This is a genomic window from Methylobacterium aquaticum, from assembly GCF_016804325.1.
Taxonomy (GTDB): domain Bacteria; phylum Pseudomonadota; class Alphaproteobacteria; order Rhizobiales; family Beijerinckiaceae; genus Methylobacterium; species Methylobacterium aquaticum_C.
The window spans coordinates 22,754-40,151 of sequence record NZ_CP043630.1 but is presented as its reverse complement, the minus strand read 5'-3'; the positions used below and the strand labels follow the sequence as shown (position 1 = coordinate 40,151).

Annotated in this window: 18 protein-coding genes and 2 pseudogenes; 9 read left to right on the top strand and 11 right to left on the bottom strand. The window is 60.1% G+C overall.

Going from position 1 to position 17,398, the window contains the following annotated elements; genetic code table 11:
* The first annotated feature begins 47 nt into the window (after window positions 1-47).
* The gene (locus F1D61_RS33400; protein WP_096488065.1) at window positions 48-575 is read left to right on the top strand and encodes a YkgB family protein; all 528 of its coding nucleotides are present in this window, start codon (window positions 48-50) and stop codon (window positions 573-575) included.
* A 44-nt stretch (window positions 576-619) separates the two neighbouring features.
* Window positions 620-1,171 (top strand): carboxymuconolactone decarboxylase family protein, encoded by a 552-nt coding sequence (locus F1D61_RS33395; protein WP_096488064.1) that lies wholly within the window; start codon window positions 620-622, stop codon window positions 1,169-1,171.
* 159 nt (window positions 1,172-1,330) lie between these two features.
* Here the strand turns inward: F1D61_RS33395 and F1D61_RS33390 are convergent.
* Window positions 1,331-1,444: pseudogene (locus F1D61_RS33390) on the bottom strand (IS5/IS1182 family transposase); the annotation flags it as partial.
* 77 nt (window positions 1,445-1,521) lie between these two features.
* Entirely contained in the window at window positions 1,522-2,802 is a 1,281-nt protein-coding gene (tnpC, locus tag F1D61_RS33385; RefSeq protein WP_096488066.1) for an IS66 family transposase, read from the bottom strand.
* Between the two features lie 111 nt (window positions 2,803-2,913).
* Here tnpC and F1D61_RS33380 point away from each other — a divergent pair, with 111 nt between their 5' ends.
* Window positions 2,914-3,411, top strand: a complete 498-nt coding sequence (locus tag F1D61_RS33380; protein WP_203159568.1) for a MucR family transcriptional regulator — start codon at window positions 2,914-2,916, stop codon at window positions 3,409-3,411.
* 540 nt (window positions 3,412-3,951) lie between these two features.
* On the opposite strand, the gene F1D61_RS33375 is transcribed toward F1D61_RS33380, so the two are convergent.
* From F1D61_RS33375 to F1D61_RS33355, 5 genes are all read right to left on the bottom strand, one after another.
* The gene (locus F1D61_RS33375; protein ID WP_203159533.1) at window positions 3,952-4,866 is read right to left on the bottom strand and encodes a hypothetical protein; all 915 of its coding nucleotides are present in this window, start codon (window positions 4,864-4,866) and stop codon (window positions 3,952-3,954) included.
* Window position 4,867: 1 nt separating this feature from the next.
* Entirely contained in the window at window positions 4,868-5,983 is a 1,116-nt protein-coding gene (locus F1D61_RS33370; protein ID WP_203159532.1) for a DUF3696 domain-containing protein, read from the bottom strand.
* A complete protein-coding gene (locus F1D61_RS33365) occupies window positions 5,976-7,325 on the bottom strand; it encodes a DUF262 domain-containing protein (RefSeq protein WP_246776059.1) in 1,350 nt (449 codons plus the stop codon). The genes F1D61_RS33370 and F1D61_RS33365 overlap by 8 nt, the downstream gene beginning before the upstream one ends.
* A gap of 175 nt (window positions 7,326-7,500) precedes the next feature.
* Window positions 7,501-8,313: an AAA family ATPase gene (locus F1D61_RS33360; RefSeq protein ID WP_203159564.1), complete on the bottom strand. Its 813-nt coding sequence runs from the start codon at window positions 8,311-8,313 to the stop codon at window positions 7,501-7,503.
* Window positions 8,310-9,779: a Mu transposase C-terminal domain-containing protein gene (locus F1D61_RS33355; RefSeq protein ID WP_246776058.1), complete on the bottom strand. Its 1,470-nt coding sequence runs from the start codon at window positions 9,777-9,779 to the stop codon at window positions 8,310-8,312. Before F1D61_RS33355 ends, F1D61_RS33360 begins: the two co-directional genes overlap by 4 nt.
* A gap of 150 nt (window positions 9,780-9,929) precedes the next feature.
* Between F1D61_RS33355 and F1D61_RS33350 the strand changes: the two genes are divergently transcribed.
* The 3 genes from F1D61_RS33350 (at window position 9,930) to F1D61_RS33340 (ending at window position 12,642) form a co-directional block, all read left to right on the top strand.
* Window positions 9,930-10,514 (top strand): recombinase family protein, encoded by a 585-nt coding sequence (locus F1D61_RS33350; protein WP_203159563.1) that lies wholly within the window; start codon window positions 9,930-9,932, stop codon window positions 10,512-10,514.
* Window positions 10,515-10,684: 170 nt separating this feature from the next.
* On the top strand, window positions 10,685-11,266 hold the full coding sequence (locus tag F1D61_RS33345) for a recombinase family protein (protein WP_203159565.1): 582 nt from the start codon (window positions 10,685-10,687) through the stop codon (window positions 11,264-11,266).
* A gap of 335 nt (window positions 11,267-11,601) precedes the next feature.
* Entirely contained in the window at window positions 11,602-12,642 is a 1,041-nt protein-coding gene (locus tag F1D61_RS33340; RefSeq protein ID WP_203159562.1) for a YaaC family protein, read from the top strand.
* A gap of 66 nt (window positions 12,643-12,708) precedes the next feature.
* On the opposite strand, the gene F1D61_RS35535 is transcribed toward F1D61_RS33340, so the two are convergent.
* Window positions 12,709-13,071, bottom strand: coding sequence for a hypothetical protein (locus F1D61_RS35535; protein WP_203159561.1), 363 nt, complete (start codon window positions 13,069-13,071; stop codon window positions 12,709-12,711).
* On the opposite strand from F1D61_RS35535, the pseudogene F1D61_RS35530 reads away from it, so the two are divergent.
* The 3 genes and pseudogenes from F1D61_RS35530 to F1D61_RS34920 all read left to right on the top strand — a co-directional run.
* Window positions 13,048-13,188: pseudogene (locus F1D61_RS35530) on the top strand (hypothetical protein); the annotation flags it as partial. The gene F1D61_RS35535 and the pseudogene F1D61_RS35530 sit on opposite strands and share 24 nt — an antisense overlap.
* Window positions 13,189-13,431: 243 nt before the next feature.
* Window positions 13,432-13,881, top strand: coding sequence for a hypothetical protein (locus tag F1D61_RS34685; protein ID WP_246776056.1), 450 nt, complete (start codon window positions 13,432-13,434; stop codon window positions 13,879-13,881).
* 38 nt (window positions 13,882-13,919) lie between these two features.
* Complete coding sequence (locus F1D61_RS34920) at window positions 13,920-14,054, top strand: transposase (protein ID WP_203159553.1); 135 nt, start codon at window positions 13,920-13,922, stop codon at window positions 14,052-14,054.
* Between the two features lie 146 nt (window positions 14,055-14,200).
* On the opposite strand, the gene F1D61_RS33320 is transcribed toward F1D61_RS34920, so the two are convergent.
* Genes F1D61_RS33320 through F1D61_RS33310 form a run of 3 tightly spaced genes read right to left on the bottom strand, consistent with a single transcriptional unit; the run spans window position 14,201 to window position 17,381 of the window.
* Entirely contained in the window at window positions 14,201-14,641 is a 441-nt protein-coding gene (locus F1D61_RS33320; protein WP_246776061.1) for a hypothetical protein, read from the bottom strand.
* Window positions 14,638-16,551: a DEAD/DEAH box helicase gene (locus tag F1D61_RS33315; RefSeq protein ID WP_203159559.1), complete on the bottom strand. Its 1,914-nt coding sequence runs from the start codon at window positions 16,549-16,551 to the stop codon at window positions 14,638-14,640. Before F1D61_RS33315 ends, F1D61_RS33320 begins: the two co-directional genes overlap by 4 nt.
* Complete coding sequence (locus F1D61_RS33310; RefSeq protein ID WP_203159558.1) at window positions 16,551-17,381, bottom strand: hypothetical protein; 831 nt, start codon at window positions 17,379-17,381, stop codon at window positions 16,551-16,553. Before F1D61_RS33310 ends, F1D61_RS33315 begins: the two co-directional genes overlap by 1 nt.
* Between the last annotated feature and the right edge of the window lie 17 nt (window positions 17,382-17,398).

Below are 17,398 nucleotides of genomic sequence, written 5' to 3'. Positions count from 1 at the left end.
GGTGTGCGTCATCTCCACCACGACAGCTTCCTCCACGGAGAAAATCCATGCCTCTGCATTCCCAAACGTTGGGCCGAAGCGGCTACCCGGGCAGAGTCACCGATGTGCTGGTTGCGTTCGATGGCCACGCAGATCGCCTGACCCGTGTGGCGCTCTACGGCTCCCTCGTGATCATCTACGCCTGGTTCGGCGGCATGAAGTTCACCGCGTACGAGGCGGAAGGGCTGGTTCCGCTGGTCAGCAACAGCCCGCTGTTGAGCTGGTTCTACAGCATCTTCAGCGTGCGCGGCTTCTCAACGCTCCTGGGCGTGCTGGAACTCAGCATCGGCGCTCTCATCGCCGCGCGGCTCGTCAATCCTGCGCTGTCGGCGCTCGGAGGCTTCCTCTCAGCCGGCCTCTTCACGACGACGCTGAGCTTCATGGCCTCGACGCCCGGAGTTGCTGCCCCGGAGATCGGCTTCCCCGCCATCTCGGTTCCTATCGGTCAGTTCCTGCTCAAGGACGTGGGCCTGCTCGCCATTTCGCTTTGGATCGCCATCGACTCTCTCAAGGCGATCCGCCTCGGCCGCAGCTGACTTGCACTGCTTCGTGTCACTGCTCGATCATCAGGAGATTGACTATGCAACGTATCGCTTCCGTCGATCCGGTCACGGCGACCGGTAATGCCAAGGACCTACTCGACGGCGTAGGTAAGAAACTCGGCGTCGTGCCGAACCTCTACAAGGTTCTGGCGCAGAGCCCAGCCGGCCTTGAAGGCGTGCTCGCCTTCTCCGGGGCGCTCGCACGCGGTACACTCGACGCTGCGACGCGTGAGCGGATCGCTCTGGCGATCGCGAACGTCAATGGCTGCGATTACTGCAACGCAGCTCACACAGCGCTCGCCAAGCGCCACAAGCTCGAAGAAGCGGAGATCGCGGCCAACCGAGAAGGCCGGTCGACCGATGCCCGTGCCGACGCGGCGGTCACTTTCGCCCGCAAAGTCGCGGTGACCCGCGCTGATGTGACGGAGGCCGACGTCGCGGCCTTGCGCGCAGCCGGCTACACGGATGCGCAGACCGTTGAGATCGTGTTGCACGTGGCGGCGAACGTGCTGACAAACTACGTCAACGAGGTGTTCAAGACTGAGGTCGACTTCCCGCATGCGGGATCGGCCAAGCGCATCGCGGATTGACGTCGGCCGCAGCCAAAGCCTGTGTGTTGGCTTTGGCTGCGGAGCTATGCAGGAGATTGGATGACGCGCTGGGCGTGAAGGCGGCGTATCGAGGCGGGTGTTGTCCGTCGTCAGATAATTTGAGACAGGCTGCGGGCCTCAGAGTCCGTTAGGAAGGAGTTAACCCATAGTGATTGATGCGAGAAGCCGACCGATAGAGGCAAACAGCATCGCACCCGCCGAGATGTGAAGCAAAGTCTCGTAATCAGTCTTGAGACGGCGCGAGCCCGTGAGAAGTAATTACCCAGGGGGTCTGGCGCGGTGCACGAGCCGCCTGATCGTGTCGACGACGAGGCGAACGGCGGAAGCGATCAGGCGCGGATGGTCTTGAGGAGGGTGGCGAAGGTTTCGGCGCCCGTGAGGCGAGCGGTATCGACGACCGTGCGCACATCCGCTTCGCCTGCGGCCGCCCACATGGCCCGATAGCCGTTCGTCACCTTCCGCTGCACCACGGCCGGGCGTAGCGCCCGCTCACACCCGTTGTTCGTGACCGCCACGCGGCCGGGATGGTCGAGGAAGACCAGGAGCTGATCGTGGGCTCGCCCGATCTTGGCTTGCAGAGCGCGGGTCAGATCGCAGCGGCTTTGGGCGGACAGGATGTCGGACAGCTGCCGCTCCAGCGCCCGGCGCTTGGCCGCTAGCGTCGAGGCCGCCAAGTCGCTGACGCGCTCGGCCAGGCTGAACACCGACCCGAGCCACAGCTGCAGGCGCAGCGGCACCGGGTCGTCACTCACCTCGACCGCGTAGGTGACGTCGCGCGCCAGATGCGCCAGGCAGGTCTGGTGGCGCTCGCCGTGCCCCTGCTGGGCGGTGTAGCGGTCCGAGATCCACACGGCAGGCCGGTGCCCGTCCATCATCGCGTGCACCACCGCGGCGGCCCGCGTCGGGGCGGCGTGATGCACCACCGCCTCGTCCGAGCGGAAGACCCAGTGGTACGAGGTGCTGCCCTCGATGCGCACGCCCGTCTCGTCCGAGGCCACCACCGCGGCTCGGCGCAGCGCCGAGACCGCGGCTTCACGGCCTTCCACGAACCGACCCTGCGCCCGACGCAGCAGGTTCATCAGCCCGCCCTGGCTCAGAGTGAGCCCGAACAGGTCGGCCATCACCGCCTGCAGCCGCTCGTAGGAGAGGGCCTGAAAGGTTTTCAGGTAGGTCGCCACCGCGTGCAGGCGCGGCCCGAACGGCGTGCTGGCCGCTTCCTTCGGCACGGGGGCAACAACTCGAGTTCCGCAGGACGGGCAGCGCACCGCGAGCCGCTGATGCTGGGTGACGAGCGGCATCACCGCGGGCAACTCGATCTGCTCGCACACGCTGACGATCTCGGCCGGCAGGTCCGCCGCTAGGGCGCCGCCGCAGCAGGGGCACTGACCCGGGCGGTGGGCCACGACCTCGTCCGGATCGGGGCTGAGCGTGCGGCTATGCCCCTCGTGACCAGGCTTGGCGCCGCCGGGCTTGGCCTGCTCGCGCCGCTCCTTGCGATCGGTCGAGGGCGGCTTGGAGGAGGTGCGCGAGGTCTTCTCCGGGCGCTGCAGCCGCAGCACCAGCTCGATCAGCTCCTCCTTGCTCAAACGCTCAAGATCGCTGCGGCCCATCTCACGAGGGAACCAGCGAAATCAGCTCTCGGCAAGAGGCCCCCGTGCGCCCCGCCCCCAGCGCCCCACCGGCGTCACGCCAATGCCGGCCGCACCCCTGGGTAATTACACATCGTACAGCAAGATACCGATTTTATCGGCCTCGCCGCCGCCATCGTCGGCGCCTACGTCACGAAGAACAACGTTCCGGCATCCGAGCTGCCGGGTCTCATCGCGGCAACCCATGCGGCCCTGGCGAAGCTGACGGCACCACCGGCGCCTGAGGTCGAGAAGCCCACGCCCCCCGTCCCGATCCGCAAGACCGTCACGCCGGATCACATCATCAGCCTTGAGGACGGAAAGCCCTACAAGTCGCTGAAGCGCCACCTCAGCACCCGCGGTCTCTCGCCCGACCAGTACCGCCAGAAGTGGGGCCTGCCGCACGATTACCCGATGGTCGCGGCCGCCTACGCCGCCCAGCGCTCGGAACTCGCCAAGAGCCTCGGCCTCGGCCAGATCCGACGCAACCAGGCGGAAGCGCGGAAGGCGGAAGCGGAGATCAAGACGGCCGAGCCCGCGCCGGCCCGCCGCGGCCGGCCGAAGAAGGCCACTGCCACCGCCGCGGAGTGACGTGAGCCCGGGTAATCCCCGGCGGCAGGGGCCTGTGGGTACCCTGCCGCTCCGGACCTTGAGCCTGATCGTGGCGAGCTTGGTGATCGCGCTCGTCGGGATCTTCTTCGCGCTCGAGGACGTGATCCCCACCCTATTCCGGTAGGCTTTCTCGCCGCATCACAACCCAACGGATGTCTGTGCCACCGTCAGGCTTCGCTGCTAAGAGCAGGTGCCTTGCTGTTCCGATCACCCTTCAGCGAGGCCGGCAGGCCGGGTCTCCATCTGGAGGGAACGCCCCGGCCCGCCGCTCAGGCTTTGCTGTTGCTACCCAACGAGCTGCCGGCTGAGGAGCGAAAGGCGCCAGGGGTGCATTCCCCATACTAGCCGGCCTAGCCTTGGAGGGTTTGATAAAAGGTAACTGGTAGCTATCAGATAGCTATGACCTACCACCTATTGAGACGCCTACCGGAAAACAGGTGTTTTCCGACATCCGCGATCGCCGGCAGACCGACCCTAACGTGCAATCGCTCGACAATGACCACTCAGTATCGAGCCCCACTAGTCGGGAACCTTTTCGCCGATATGAGCTACCTGAGCTTGGCGCTGTGCTCGGTCGAGCCAGAAATGTACGCGCCCCGCGCCGGGAGTATAACGTGAATGCATATCGAAATAGCGCTCTTCCCCCGAAAGATCCAGGAATTTAAACTTCTTGCGACGCGTCTCGCCCTCGGGCGTGGTCTTGGATAAGAAGTTAGGCTGCGCATCTACTACTGTGTCCCAGGATGCAACTGCCAGCTCTAGATCCATCAACGCACTGGCAGCCGACAGAAATCGAAGCTCTCCTGCTTTAAATAATCGTATCTGCACTTCGGTACGAGGAAGAAATCGTAAATTCGGGAAGAGTGTATCACGCTTCGCCCATAGCTCATGTCCGTCAGCAATTGCTGATAGCGGCTGGCGCCGCAGCCATTCGTCGTGAGTGACTAGATTTTCAGGTGCCGAAGCATGATGAACTTGCACATCCTCCTGTGCGTTGTTCCCGTCTTCGAGAAAATACGTGCGATCAAGCTCGACCATCGGCTGCAACCAGGGACCAAAACAGAAGCTGATCCCAAGAGTTCCTACAACATGCGCCAGTCCCAGACCCTCGGCTGGTATACCTTGGAAGCGGTACTCGGTATCCATCCCGAAGGTCTCGCCCAGACCAACACGGAAAGGTGACCTGTTTTCAAAACCGCGTAGAAATCGCCATTCGTCGCGATATTGCGCGTCACTAAAAAGGCTGCTGAGCCAGACACCCTCGCCTAACTGTATTTGTGTCAGCGGCGATGATGAATGCAGCGCAGCGCTTGAATGGACACGACGAAGCGCGCGTAACGTGTCGATCAGTCCCTTTGCGCTTTCACGGGCCACAGCTTCGTCCAGTGGGCCCGTTGGGAAGGACAGTTCGTTGAGAAATGCGATGAATGTCATGTCAGCCCAGGAGTTGGTCGAGCGACTTATCCCACTGATCGAAGAAGCCGTCAGGCCAAGCACTGAGCCTTCCTTCATCCGTGACCAAGGGCGCTATACGATCCGGCTGCCCGCCTGCGCCACCGCGTCGAAAAAAGTTTAGACCAACATTATCAGCGGCGATATCACGGTTCTTTACAGCAAGGCGCAGACCGTTTAGCACATGATCACTATGACTTTCGACGATAACCTTTGCTCCACGCGCGGCTGTCAGCGCCAGCAGCCGTCCCATCACAACCTGGCCTTGCGGATGCAGATGAGCTTCTGGATTTTCGATCAGCAGCCAGCTATTTTTTGGAGATGCTAGACAAGCGACCAGAACCGGCAACACATATGTCAATCCGAAGCCAACGTTTGTTGATCTATAAGAATTTGAACTGCTTATACCCGCTGATTTACCGTATGAATACTCAAGTCTAACTGTATCGGTTCGTGGAATATCTTCAACAGCGACATTAACGCCAGGACTGAACTCTTTCAGCCAAGCGTTTACCTGTGACAGTAGACCGGGTGACCCGTCGCTGGGATGGCGAAGGTTTACATCGACATCCTCGTCTTGGAATAAAGATAGAAAGTGCGTAGTATACTGCCCTCGATCCCCGAGAAAGCGTCGCTCGCTCACGAGATGATAAGCTTTGGGAAAGCTCACACTCGGGCTAGCTCGATCTGCACGAAGATATTGAAAATTATGTCCGAAGAGACCTCCAGCTTGCTCCGTTCCAGCTAAGAAACCGAAACTAATTTCGGGCGAAAAATGGAGAACATCTCCAGCAGGATCGTAGGCGACTTCATATCTGTATGAATTGCCGTTGGCGCCGAGCTCGATCGCGATCTGCTCGTCATTGTGATCATCATGAAGTACATCGACTCCAGCACCGAGCTCTATAAGATCTCCGTTTAGTAATAAGCCGCGCTTATGTATAAAACCAGTATCCCAAGATTGTCGCAAAAGCGCTAAAGCCTGTAGCGTCGTGCTTTTTCCCGAACCGTTGAGCCCTGAAAGCAACGTCAATGGCTTTAGTGGGATTGTAATATCCCGGAACGCCTTGAAGTTATGCAGCGTCAGACTATCAAACATTAGCGAATTCCGCAAAAATTCTCGAGACTGTCTCGAAGCGCCGCCGAACTTTCGCCGGATCGCCCGTACCCTGTGAGATTGACCCTTCGAAGGCGCTGTCGCGCATAGCGTCCATCATACGTGTGCAGATCTCTTCCTTGCGGCTAATGCAGCGCTCCCGTTCCTGTTCGGACAGATGGGCCAGCGAAACCGAGATGGCCTCGAACAAGGCGCGGTTAATCGGAAAGCGGCTGTCGCCCGGCCGATATCGCTTCCGGAATGCATCGTCGCCGAAAATTGCTTTTGCACTCTTCATAGCAGAAACGAAAGCATCTCGCAGCTGATCACGCCTTGCGTCCGAGATCAAATTTAGATCACGCATTGCATCGCTTAGAAATCGGTCAAAATCGTACGAGCGGTATTCTTCTGGATTGTGTAAAATAAATGCCATAAAACGCAATATCATCTCACGATCTGCCATGCGCTCGTCGCGGATGCTGTTGGCCGTCGCCTCCTTGAACGCCGCTAGCTGAGCCAGATCTCCGAGAAACTGGCGAGCTTGACCAGGTATCAGCGCATGGCGCAACTCCTGCGCGGACAGCGGCATGCCACCAGTGTTGATCCGCGCGAAAATATTAAATTTAACCTCCTGCGGCGTGCCGTGTCGGATAAGGTGCACGACAAGTTCGGACTCACGAAGCCTTCGTTTGAGGCGGCTGGGCAAATCATCAAACAGAAGCCCATCAAACGAGCTGCCAAGATATTCGAGGCCTGTCAGACGCAGCGGTGTCTCATCGATTGAGTCTGGCGCCATAAATCGTGTGATGGTGGTCAGGCGCTGAATACCGTCAACGATCGCCCACCGCTCTTCATCATCCTCCGCCGCATAAAGCGTGGGAAGGGGAATTTTTAGGAGCAGGGATTCGATCAACCGACTCTGCTGACGCTCATTCCAAATGCCACGCCGACGTTGGAAGTCCGGCTCAAGGTCGATATCTCCTGCTTTGATACGCGACAGCAGAAGATCGATCGTCATCGAGCGGGTGGCGACTTCAATATCATCCGGATTGAACGGTTCGGCAATTTGAAGTTCGACTATGTCTCTCGTTAGCTCCTGCTCGACCCCGCTGGGGGTGCCGAAGGATGTTCCTTCCTCCAGGGCGCTTTTGGTCGGATCGGTGATAAGCTGGGAAGCCATCTGCAATAGGTAACAAGCCTGCGCCTGGAGCGCCAGCCAAGCGCACAGGGTGGCCGTCGATGCCATCAGCTTTGCCACCCGCAATTTTCGCATCTGCTGCGTCGGAAGCATCTGCGTTCGCTTCTCAGGATCGACAGGCGGTTCGGAAACCGCGCCGTCCAGCAACCGCAATCCCAGCCGTGGGGGAGCGGGCCAAAGGCATAGGGTTGCTTTTCACTCCTCGCAGCCATTCCGCGTATCAGGCCCGTCTGTACGGAAAACATGTGTTTGCCGACAGGGGCCGCGGCAATCCGGCCGCACGCTGTGACCTTCAGCGATAACTGGCGGCTTTTTTCGTGCGCTAAGTGGCGCCGATGACTAGCGTACTGCGAGCCGCCTCGACGACGTCGTTCGTGATCACCCTCAGCTCGTTGATCTTGAGGATGCGCGCAATCTGCACGAACAGGCGCTGAAGCAGCCGGAAGTTGCCGCCCGTGATCCGTGCGATCGACGCCATCGCCTGGACATCCGTGAAATCCGCCTCGTCCAGCGCGAGCCCGAGCTGGCGCCAGTGGCGCGTCAGCACGAAGGTGAGCTCGTCGCCTTGCAAGGGACGATAGTGGTGGGCAAAGCCGACACGGCTGTAGAACTGAGGGTAGCGCGACAGACGCTTCTCGATCCCCGGCATACCGATCAGGATCACCCCGATGCTCGTGCGGTCAAACAGATCGCGCAGGTGCTCCAGGCCCGTCGTCGAGAGCCGCTCGGCCTCATCCACGATCAGGAGTTCGGCCAATCCGCGCCGAAGACCCGTGCCGCTCGTCTTGTCACGCCCGAGGTGTTCGTCGATGCAGGCATCCACCCGAACGAGGAGGCAAGCCACGTCGTCGCGCAGCACCCGCAACGAGCATCCCACCGCCGGAGTGTAGAAGGCGCTGCGGCTCCCGGCCAGCGTGGCATGGACCTCGGCATCCGAGGGCTGGCGCGGCCCCCAGGTTTCGAGAAAAGGCTCGGCCACATCCCAGTGTGCGTAATGACGCGCTGACAGCGTTTTGCCGACCCCGGCCGGCCCGTAGCAGAGGCCGATGTAGCGGTGTTTGCGAACCGCGTCGGCGAACTCGCTGAAGCGGCGATGCTCCTTGGTCGCGATGAAGGCGCCCGATCTGGCGGTCATCCTTCGTCCTCCGCCTGATACAAGCGCAACCGTGGCCGAGTCGCGGAGCGGTCCGGTGCGGCCTGGCGCTGGGAACGAGTGGAGTCGGGCAGGAAGTCCGCGACGCGCGCCACGCGCTCGTTGATGGCGGTGCGCAAGGCACGACGGTGCAGGCGACGGGCCGCCTCGATGTCCTTGAGGCTGAGAGCTTCCCCGGCATGCTCCTCGCTCACCGCCCGGCATAGGAAACGGTCGCGATGAAAGACCCGGATCTCGGAGACGTCGCGCGGGTCGTAGCGGATCGTGACGGCCTCGCCGACATAGGCCGCCAGGGTCGAGGCGACGTAGCGCAGACCCTGGAAGTGGATGCCGTCACGGCGCACGCAGCGCGGCTTGGCGACCATTACCAGAAGAAGGTCGAGCGCCTCGAGGGTCTCGGGAAGGCGGGGCAGGAAGCCGTTCGCCTGCCACGCATCGAGCGGCGTTTGCCCGATCTCGCCATGCGTGCGCCCGTGATAGGTGCAGCTGATGAAAGCGCCGACCGCCCGATCCAGGTCGGCCAGCGAGAGGACCGGCGGACTGGCCGGCTTACCGTCGACGAGGTGGCCGGGTAGTTCGGGCAGGAGTTCGGTGTTGAGGGTCCCGAACAGGCGCTCGATCTTGCCTCGACCCTGCGGGCGGGCGACGCCGGAGTGGACGATCTGGACGCGCAGGTTGGCCGCCACCTGATCGAGGTGATGGCTGGTGAAGTCGCTGCCGTGATCGACGTAGAGCACATCCGGGATGCCGCAGACGGGCCAGGCGGGGTCGGCCTTGCGCCAGATAGCGTGGCGGAGCGCCAAGCTGGTGTTGAGCGCCGAGGGCGCCCCGAGGAACAGCGTGGTGCCGGCGATCGCCCGCGAGTGGTCGTCGATCACTGTCGTGAGCCAGGGCCGGACCGATCTGCCGCCTTCGTCGAGAACGAGGATGTCGAGGAGCGTGTGATCGGCTTGCCAGAGCGCGTTGGGCGCGCTCGCCCGGTGACGGACGATCAGCTCGTAGCGGTCCCGGAAGGCGGCGGGTCCGTCGAGTGCCAGGGTCACCATCGCCGGATCGAGGCGAGCGAGGATGGCGTAGACCGTGCTGTAGGAGGGGATGCGCCAGCCCTGAGCCTCGGCGACGGCAGCGGCCCTTCGATGGATGGCGGCGGCCGAGGATCGTGGCCGTCGCAGGGCCATGCCCTCGATCAGGGTCACGAGATCGGCGGGCAGGCGGCTGTGGCCCGCGTCGCGCCGACCGGCACGGGAAAGGCCAACCAACCCGTCATGGCGATACCGCGCAAGCCAGCGCTGGGCGGTTCGCAGCGGCACGTCGGCCTGCGCGGCGGCGCGGATCAGGGGCACATCGTTCTCCAGCGTCGGCTGGAGCACGGCGAAGCGCGCCATGGCCAGCTGGCGCTGGTCCTCGGCCAGGTCCACGAACGAGGCCATGATGGTGGGGTCCGTCATGGGGTCTCCCCGACCAGTGACGCTTGCCTACCAGGCCTGTCCGGAACCGGACGGTTCTGGACAGGACGGCCCATACTGTTCAAAACCTAGCTTCTGCGAGTTCCGGACAGGTGTCTAGTTCCGGTCATGGTTTTCGGACAAATCTGCTTTATGCCGCGCACCTTCGCCTACCTCCGCGTCTCGACCCCCGGCCAGACCACCGACAACCAGCTCACCGAGATCCAGGCCGCTGGGTTCACCATCGAGCCGCGCCGCCTCGTGACCGAGACCGTCTCGGGATCCACCGCGGTCGGGCAGCGCCGCGGGTTCGCCCGCCTGCTCGACCGGCTCGAGGCGGGCGACGTCCTCGTCGTGACCAAGCTCGACCGGCTCGGCCGCAACGCCATGGACGTGGGCGCGACCGTCGCCAAGCTCGACGAGCTCGGCGTGCGAGTCCACTGCCTGGCCTTGGGTGGGGTCGACCTGACGAGTTCGACGGGCAAGCTGACGATGGCCGTGATCAACGCGGTCGCGGAGTTCGAGCGTGATCTCCTGATCGAGCGGACCCAGGCTGGGCTGAGCCGGGCACGGGCGGAAGGCCGACGGCTCGGCCGGCCGGCCAGTCTCACCGGCGAGCAGCGCGCGGAGGTCGCGCGCCAGCTTGGGGAGGGTGCGAGCGTGTCGGCCCTGGCGCGGAGCTTTAAGACCAGCCGGCAGACCATCCTGCGGATTAGGGACGCGAGCGTGCCGTCCTGACCGCCCCAGCATCCCGCCCTCAACGCGGGATCCGCCATCAAGCCCTGAAGAAAGACCGCCATTTATCACTCAAGATCACACGCACGCCAGCCCTCGACGGCGAAAATGCGCGACAAACCCTGTCGGATTGATATTATGTGCGGAAATATGGTTTGAAGGGTTTTCCGCACATGCTGGTCGGGTACATGCGGGTGTCGACGGCCGACGAGCGTCAATCGGTCGACCTGCAGCGCGACGCGCTCATGGCCGCCAGCGTCGACGACCGCCACCTCTACCAGGACCACGCCTCCGGATCCCGGGACGACCGGCCCGGGCTGAAGGCCTGCCTCACCTATCTCAAGGCGGGCGACACCCTCGTGGTGTGGAAGCTCGACCGTCTCGGCCGCAGCCTCCCACACCTCCTGGAGGTCATGGGTGACCTGCGGAAGCGTGGCGTCGCGTTTCGCTCGCTCACCGAGGCAATGGACACCGCGACACCGCACGGCGAGCTGCTGTTCTCGCTGTTCGGTGCGCTTGCGCAGTTCGAGCGCCAGCTCACCCGGGAGCGCGTGATCGCCGGACTCGCAGCAGCCAAGCGCCGAGGGCGCCGCGGCGGCCGACCACCGACGATCGGCGGTGAGCAGCTCGAGCAGATCACGGCGGCGCTCGACGGTGGCGCCAGCAAGGCCTCGGTCTGTCGGTCGTTCAAGATCGCCCGCTCGACGCTGATCGACACGCTTGAGCGGGCCGGGTGGCAGCGGCCGGCCAAGTGACCGGCGCCAGGGCTGCGCCGCACTGTCCGCTCGGATGGTGTCCGTTTGGTTGCTGTCCGTTGGATCGTTCGACCCTTGCGGACGTATTTGGCCGGTCGTCGCAGTGTTCACTACGGCAGACCCCTATAGACGGTCGGAATAACGAACGGATCTACTAGCACCGCGCCTACAATCCGCTTTTAGTGGGAAGCGGAGGTCGGCTCCCCGTCAGAAACCTGATATTCGATCTAGCGCTGAACATAAGATACCGATTTAATCGGCTGTTGCTGGCACAGATAGTGACAACTACAGCCGCTGGGGTATAAGATCGAAGTCTAGCGCTAGGAACTTTCCAAATGGCTCAAAGAATTAGAATTTCTGACAAAACAGTTCGCTTTCCCCGCTCGACTATTGCACCAGATTTTGATGAAAAACGCATTATTGCTTCTAGCCCGTGGGAGTTTGTTTCTCTTTGGCTGCGGCAGAAAGGCAAAGACGACGCATGCATTTATTGGGAACAGGCGAAGGCATTTTATGATTCTGCACGTGATTTGCCTGTTCAGTCTGCTCCCTTACCACTTTATTACTCATTTCTAAATGCCTCAAAAGCTCTTCTGCAATCAAACAATATCCCATATAAAGAATACCATGGAGTAACTGGCCTTGATTTAAGAACAGGAATACGTCCTCGTATTCGAGTAGATAATGAAGGATTAAAGATCAAGAGCAATGGCTTTGTTCCAGCCCTTGTTCAGCACCTTGGCGAAACTGAAACACAAAATCAGTATAACTTAGGTGAGATTTTTAGTAATTTAGCCTTTATTCATCGAGCAGTAGCAGTAAGTTATTCCAGGGGCGAGCTATTTCTCAGCATAAAAAATCCGAGATATGTTCATCATAATGGCCAGGCATGGTTCAGAGCGGATCTACCCGATGAGCATACACATGGCCAGACTCTTGCCACTATTCCAAATACCTTTAAGACCAGCAGTTATCAGAATAAAATACGCCTTGAAAGTGTTGCAAAGTTCTCATGGTCAGGCGCCCGACGTCCAAGCCCGGCTGATATTGTGCAACTCAGTAGCTTTCATCGCGAAATTCGTCTGGACATAAACTATATTACATCAGAAAAACCATTGTGGTATTTGAAACGAAATTTATCCGCTTACACCATGATCCGGCGATACAACATCACCCTCATGTTTCTGGCTATGCATAGATTAAGCGAGATCGCACGCTACAAACCAACAGAATTAATACAATTGTTAAGCGGAAATAGAAATTGGATAATATATGAATTTGTAAAAGTTGCTCGTAAGCAATTTCTAGATGAAATAGCTGCTGAGATAACTGGCTTCGAGATTTCCCCAGCTGGAGTTCGGCAAGGCATGTTTTAATATGATTTCTGGCAGGGTCAGCGCGTCGTCATCGCGGCCCAGACGCGGCGATGGCGTTGTCCGCAGCTATACTGCCCGCGCCATGTCTTCGCCGAGCGCCTCGCCGGCGTTGCTCTGGCCGGCGCACGCCGCACTCACCGCCTCGGCGACCTTCAGCACCACCTCGGTCTCGCGCTCGGTGGTGAGGCCGGCGCACGCCTGGCGGGGCGCCTCGGCCTGCCAATCAGCCCCGACACGCTGCTGCGCCTCGTGCGAGGTCGTGCGCCCGCGCAGGCAGACCGCGCACCGCGGGTGCTCAGCATCGACGATTGGGCCTGGCGGCGTGGTCAGCGCTACGGCACGATCCTGTGCGATCTGGAACGAGGCTAGGTCATCGACCTGCTGCCCGACCGCGAGGCCGCCACCGTGGCCGACTCGCTGCAGCGGCATCCCGGCGTCGAGGTCGTGGCTCGCGACCGGACCGGTGCCTACGCCGATGGCGTGCGTCGCGGCGCCCCCGGGGCGGTCCAGGTCGCGGATCGATGGCATCTGCTCTGCAACGGCTCGCAAGCGCTGGTGCAGGTGCTCAATCGGCACCGCGGCGAGTTCTCCCGTGTCGCGCGAACCATCGTGAGCCGAGCCGCAGCGGAAGCGCAGCCGGTCGAATCCCGTCCGGTTACCAAAGCGCACCAGCGACAGCGGCAGGGTCAGGCGGACCGGGAGGCCCGCTTCCAGCATGTTGCCGCCCTGCCTCGGGACGGCCAGGGCATCCGCGCCATCGTGCGTGAGACCGGTCTGTCGCGGAATACGGTGCGGCACTGGCTGCGAGCCGGTACGGCGCCGACCTGGCACAAGGGCGAACGGGCGCGGATCATCGATCCCTTCGTGCCCTACCTCGTGCGGCGGCTCGACGAAGGCGAGCGCAACGCGACGCAGCTTTGGCGCGAGCTGCAGGCCTCGGGCTTCCGGGGTGGCGTGATGAGCGTCCGGCTCTGCGTTGCTGCTCTCGGCGGCCCGCCGCGGACGCGACCTGCATCTAATCCAGTCTGGCGGCGCCCGTCGCCACGGCGGGCGGCGCGGCTTCTCCTGACCGACGGTGAGCATGGCGAGATGGACGGGCACTTCCTCGATGCCCTGGTGGCCGCCGTCCCCGAGATCGAGCGTGCGCTTGCGGAGGTGAAAGCCTTCACGGTGATCGTGCGGGAGCAGGATCAGGCCGGGTTCGGTGCGTGGCTGGATCGCTGTCGCGATGCCCGCTGAGCGGCCTGGCGGAGAGGTTGAGGCGGGATCGGGCCGCCGTGGAAGCCGCGCTCGCGCTGTCCTGGAGCACGAGCCCCGTCGAGGGACAGATCAACCGCGTGAAGACGCTGAAGCGGACGATGTACGGGCGTGCCAAGCTCGACCTGCTGCGCGCCCGCGTGCTGGCGGTGTGACCGCTACGCCTGCACCACAAACGCGGGAGAGCCAAAAGGTGGGTCAGACTTCAATCGGCGTTGACACTGGAAGCGTCGGGCAAGGATGTGGCTTAAAACACTGGTAGAACAGCCGCACGCAAGTGAGCTCTATCAATCTTTTGGGATTAGGGAACCTGGAAGCAGATCACCGCCTTGTCCAACATGCTTCCCAACGTCATCGAGGCTTCGGCATCTTGCCCTAGAACTTCGTGAAACTCCCAATAGGGCTCAGTTTTCGCCTCATGAACCGCTTTAGCCCAGGCAGCTGCCCCTGCGGCCTTGACCCTGGCCGATGATCCCGGCCCATTCCAGAGGTGCTCGCCCTTGATCTCAAGAATCCGCATACGATTGGATCCCTTCATGGTAGCGAGGTAAATAAAGTCCGGCTCGAAGTACCCCGCCGGAGTCGGAATACGAAATTGTGCGGGATCATTCCTGAGCCACCAGACGACAGACGCGTCTTTATCCAGAATTTTTGCTGCATGGTACTCTGGTGCGCTTTCAAAAGCAGCAGCACTATAGACGCACTTTTTCCATCCACCGATTGGAACGCGATAGAGGGTCATTTCCACTCAACAATCTGGTCGACCGAGGGAATTTCGTCAAATTCGACAGGAATTAGAACTTCCTTCGAAGCGATTTCGACAATCGTTGACGTTTTACCGGCCGCGTAAACCGAGTCGATGCTCCGGTACCGACTTCGTATCGCATCCATGACCCCAAGTCCCAGCTTGACGGCGTCGGTCGATATTTGCATTCCTGGCTTACCGCCAAGATCCAAAAGAACTTTCTCTACAATCTTTCGGACGGCGGGCGTATGCTTGACGGGATCGAGGAACCTGAGACCATCGATTACCTGCGATGTCGCTGCTCGCACGACCGTCTCGAAGCTTCTGCGGACTGCGGACCCGTCGTCGCTGCCGAACTCTCCGCTTCCAACATCGTAGACTTCTACATACGAGCTGATGCCTCGCGTGATCTGGGGCGAAAAGTCCAACTCGGGCTCTCCCGGCGTGCGAACGACCTCTGGCACCTTAAACGAGATGGCGTTTACAACTTCTAGCGACATCGGGCGCATGGCGCGGACACGATGTTCGCTTTTGGCAACAATGCCGACGGCCGCAGAGCCTTCCGGACCTTCCCCAAACTCCTTCGTGGCTTGCTTCACGATCGTCCCGAAATCCTCCTTGCCGAAGCATAGAACGTCGAGCGTATCGGTCTCTTCGTCACCCACGCGTCGGCCGCTTGGAAGCCGTAGTCCTCTTCCGATTGTTTGGATGGCATTGGAGAAGCTTGCCAGCGACCGAAGGGGTGCAATCACCCAAACGTTGGTGACGTCCCAACCTTCGGATAGCTGAAAAACGTTTACGACAACCTTAACCTTGTTACCTGGTTGGTCGATTGCTACCAATCGCCCGACCTCAGCTTCTATCGCATTTCCGGTGACTTTTGCAGAAGCCTTTTTGCCCGAGTGAGCGACATAGACTTCGGACTCGTCGAGTCCACGATAGTTTTGCAACCAAAGACCAATTTTATCAGCATGGGCGATATCTTTCGCAGCAACTAGAAGGACCGGAGATACCTCCGGGAAATCCGGCTTGGCGGACCGCAGTTCTGCAATAGATTCTTTTTTAGCCTCAAGCCGTTTCAAACCGAAATCGATGGTTTGATGGTCCCAATCATCGTCCGAAATATCTTCGGGCTTCGGCTCTACCCAAAGCTTCACGGCCTTCGTGTATTTTCCTTCTTTCAGACATGTATTCAGGCCATAGGAGTAGAATATGCGCTTCGCTGCGCTCGTCGGCGCAGTCGCGGTAAATCCCAGATGGAGCTTCGGTTGAAGCTGTGCAACGGCTTCGCTCCAAGCACCAAATGACTTGTTCCCAAAATGGTGTGCCTCATCGGAAAAAACGATTAGATCGTTCGTCTCGGTCAGATATTGCCGAAGAGATGGACCGAAATCACCGGCTGTTCCCACTTTGGTACCAGTTAAAGTCTGAGGTGAAAGGATAAAAACATTCAGCTTGGATGGATTTGGCTCGAAGCTCAACAAATCACTGCGAAAGCAAATATTAGGATTTGTGACCAATGATCGATCGATAAAAAGATACTTCGAGGATGACGGATCGCTTTCTCGCTTCAACTTATCGAGAATGGCTACACGAGGAGCCAGAATAAGACAATTTCTGGTCTGCTTCGACAATGCCAAATAAACCAGCAACCCGCCCAAGAGACGAGTTTTTCCGACTCCGGTGGCGAGATCAAAAATCAGGTTGGCAGGTATGCTCTCAAGATAGCCCAGATCGGAGATCCGACCAGCTAATGCCTCCTGGCTCATCGAACCTATGTCGGCGCCGAGAGCTTTAATTAGCTGGTGAAATTTATCGAACGCCTCGTGCTGAGGTTTGCGGAAGCTCGCTTTCGCAACAACAGCATCATACGCGTGCGAAAGGGCATACTCACGCAGTCCCGACATTACGCGACATCCAGCCTTAGCAGATCGAAGGGAATGCGTCTCAGCGAGACCCTACCGGCGAATGACTTTTCGTCGATGTCATCGGTCGCTCGAAAATAATAAACGTGAGTCGGACGTGGGTCCGCATCGGCTGCCGCTTCGCTCGCAATTGCCGAGACTAATTCGGGGGTGAGGTAACGCTCAGGTGGAACGACTAGGGCTTTCTCTTTCCCACTTATAGCGAGCGCGAGATCCGTGCCCTTCGCCGGCGGAAGGTAACCTTCTGCTGTTAATATGGCTTCGGCAAGCTCATGAGAGTTCATAGATGATAGCGCATCAGTCAATGTTGCATGGTCATCGTCGGCCAGCAGGACTGCAATCTCCGGACCCACGACGGCGGTTGCCAAGCTTCCGCCGCCAGCATACGGAATGTACGAACCTTTTGAAATGCGAGCCTTTGGGATCTTGTCTTCCAAATTTTGGTCGATCCCCTTAAGGACGGCTCGCAAACGAGGAATGGCGCAGCCCGACGTTATCGACTTGTCTCGCTCCGATGAGCCTTGAAGTGCGATCGCTCGACGTCCCGATTTCAACGCGACGGCGGTGAGATCCGCAGTGCTCGACATGACTTCAAGCACTAAATCTCCCTTGTTAGTAAATACATCTAGAAGACGTAGCATCAATCGTTCGGGCTTGGCGGTCGATATTTCGGACTCGATATGGCCAAGAGCTTTTAGTGCCTTGAGATGCTTTGTGGCATCCTCGGTAAATCCGGCGAAGACATCACCGATTTCGTCGTCGCTGCCCTTCGACCTGCCAAGCCAAATTGACTGTTGGTTCTCGATTTCCATGACCCCTTCAGGGGGCT

Excerpts from the sequence above, each read along its gene's own strand:
- F1D61_RS35535 (WP_203159561.1), bottom strand. The coding sequence starts at position 13,071 with ATGCCGCTGCAGCGAGTCGGCCACGGTGGCGGCCTCGCGGTCGGGCAG.
- F1D61_RS33310 (WP_203159558.1), bottom strand. The coding sequence starts at position 17,381 with ATGGAAATCGAGAACCAACAGTCAATTTGGCTTGGCAGGTCGAAGGGC.
- F1D61_RS33350 (WP_203159563.1), top strand. The coding sequence starts at position 9,930 with ATGCCGCGCACCTTCGCCTACCTCCGCGTCTCGACCCCCGGCCAGACC.
- F1D61_RS33375 (WP_203159533.1), bottom strand. The coding sequence starts at position 4,866 with ATGACATTCATCGCATTTCTCAACGAACTGTCCTTCCCAACGGGCCCA.
- F1D61_RS33320 (WP_246776061.1), bottom strand. The coding sequence starts at position 14,641 with ATGACCCTCTATCGCGTTCCAATCGGTGGATGGAAAAAGTGCGTCTAT.
- F1D61_RS33340 (WP_203159562.1), top strand. The coding sequence starts at position 11,602 with ATGGCTCAAAGAATTAGAATTTCTGACAAAACAGTTCGCTTTCCCCGC.
- F1D61_RS33345 (WP_203159565.1), top strand. The coding sequence starts at position 10,685 with ATGCTGGTCGGGTACATGCGGGTGTCGACGGCCGACGAGCGTCAATCG.
- F1D61_RS33400 (WP_096488065.1), top strand. The coding sequence starts at position 48 with ATGCCTCTGCATTCCCAAACGTTGGGCCGAAGCGGCTACCCGGGCAGA.
- F1D61_RS33395 (WP_096488064.1), top strand. The coding sequence starts at position 620 with ATGCAACGTATCGCTTCCGTCGATCCGGTCACGGCGACCGGTAATGCC.
- F1D61_RS33355 (WP_246776058.1), bottom strand. The coding sequence starts at position 9,779 with ATGACGGACCCCACCATCATGGCCTCGTTCGTGGACCTGGCCGAGGAC.
- F1D61_RS33370 (WP_203159532.1), bottom strand. The coding sequence starts at position 5,983 with ATGTTTGATAGTCTGACGCTGCATAACTTCAAGGCGTTCCGGGATATT.
- F1D61_RS33315 (WP_203159559.1), bottom strand. The coding sequence starts at position 16,551 with ATGTCGGGACTGCGTGAGTATGCCCTTTCGCACGCGTATGATGCTGTT.
- F1D61_RS33360 (WP_203159564.1), bottom strand. The coding sequence starts at position 8,313 with ATGACCGCCAGATCGGGCGCCTTCATCGCGACCAAGGAGCATCGCCGC.
- tnpC (WP_096488066.1), bottom strand. The coding sequence starts at position 2,802 with ATGGGCCGCAGCGATCTTGAGCGTTTGAGCAAGGAGGAGCTGATCGAG.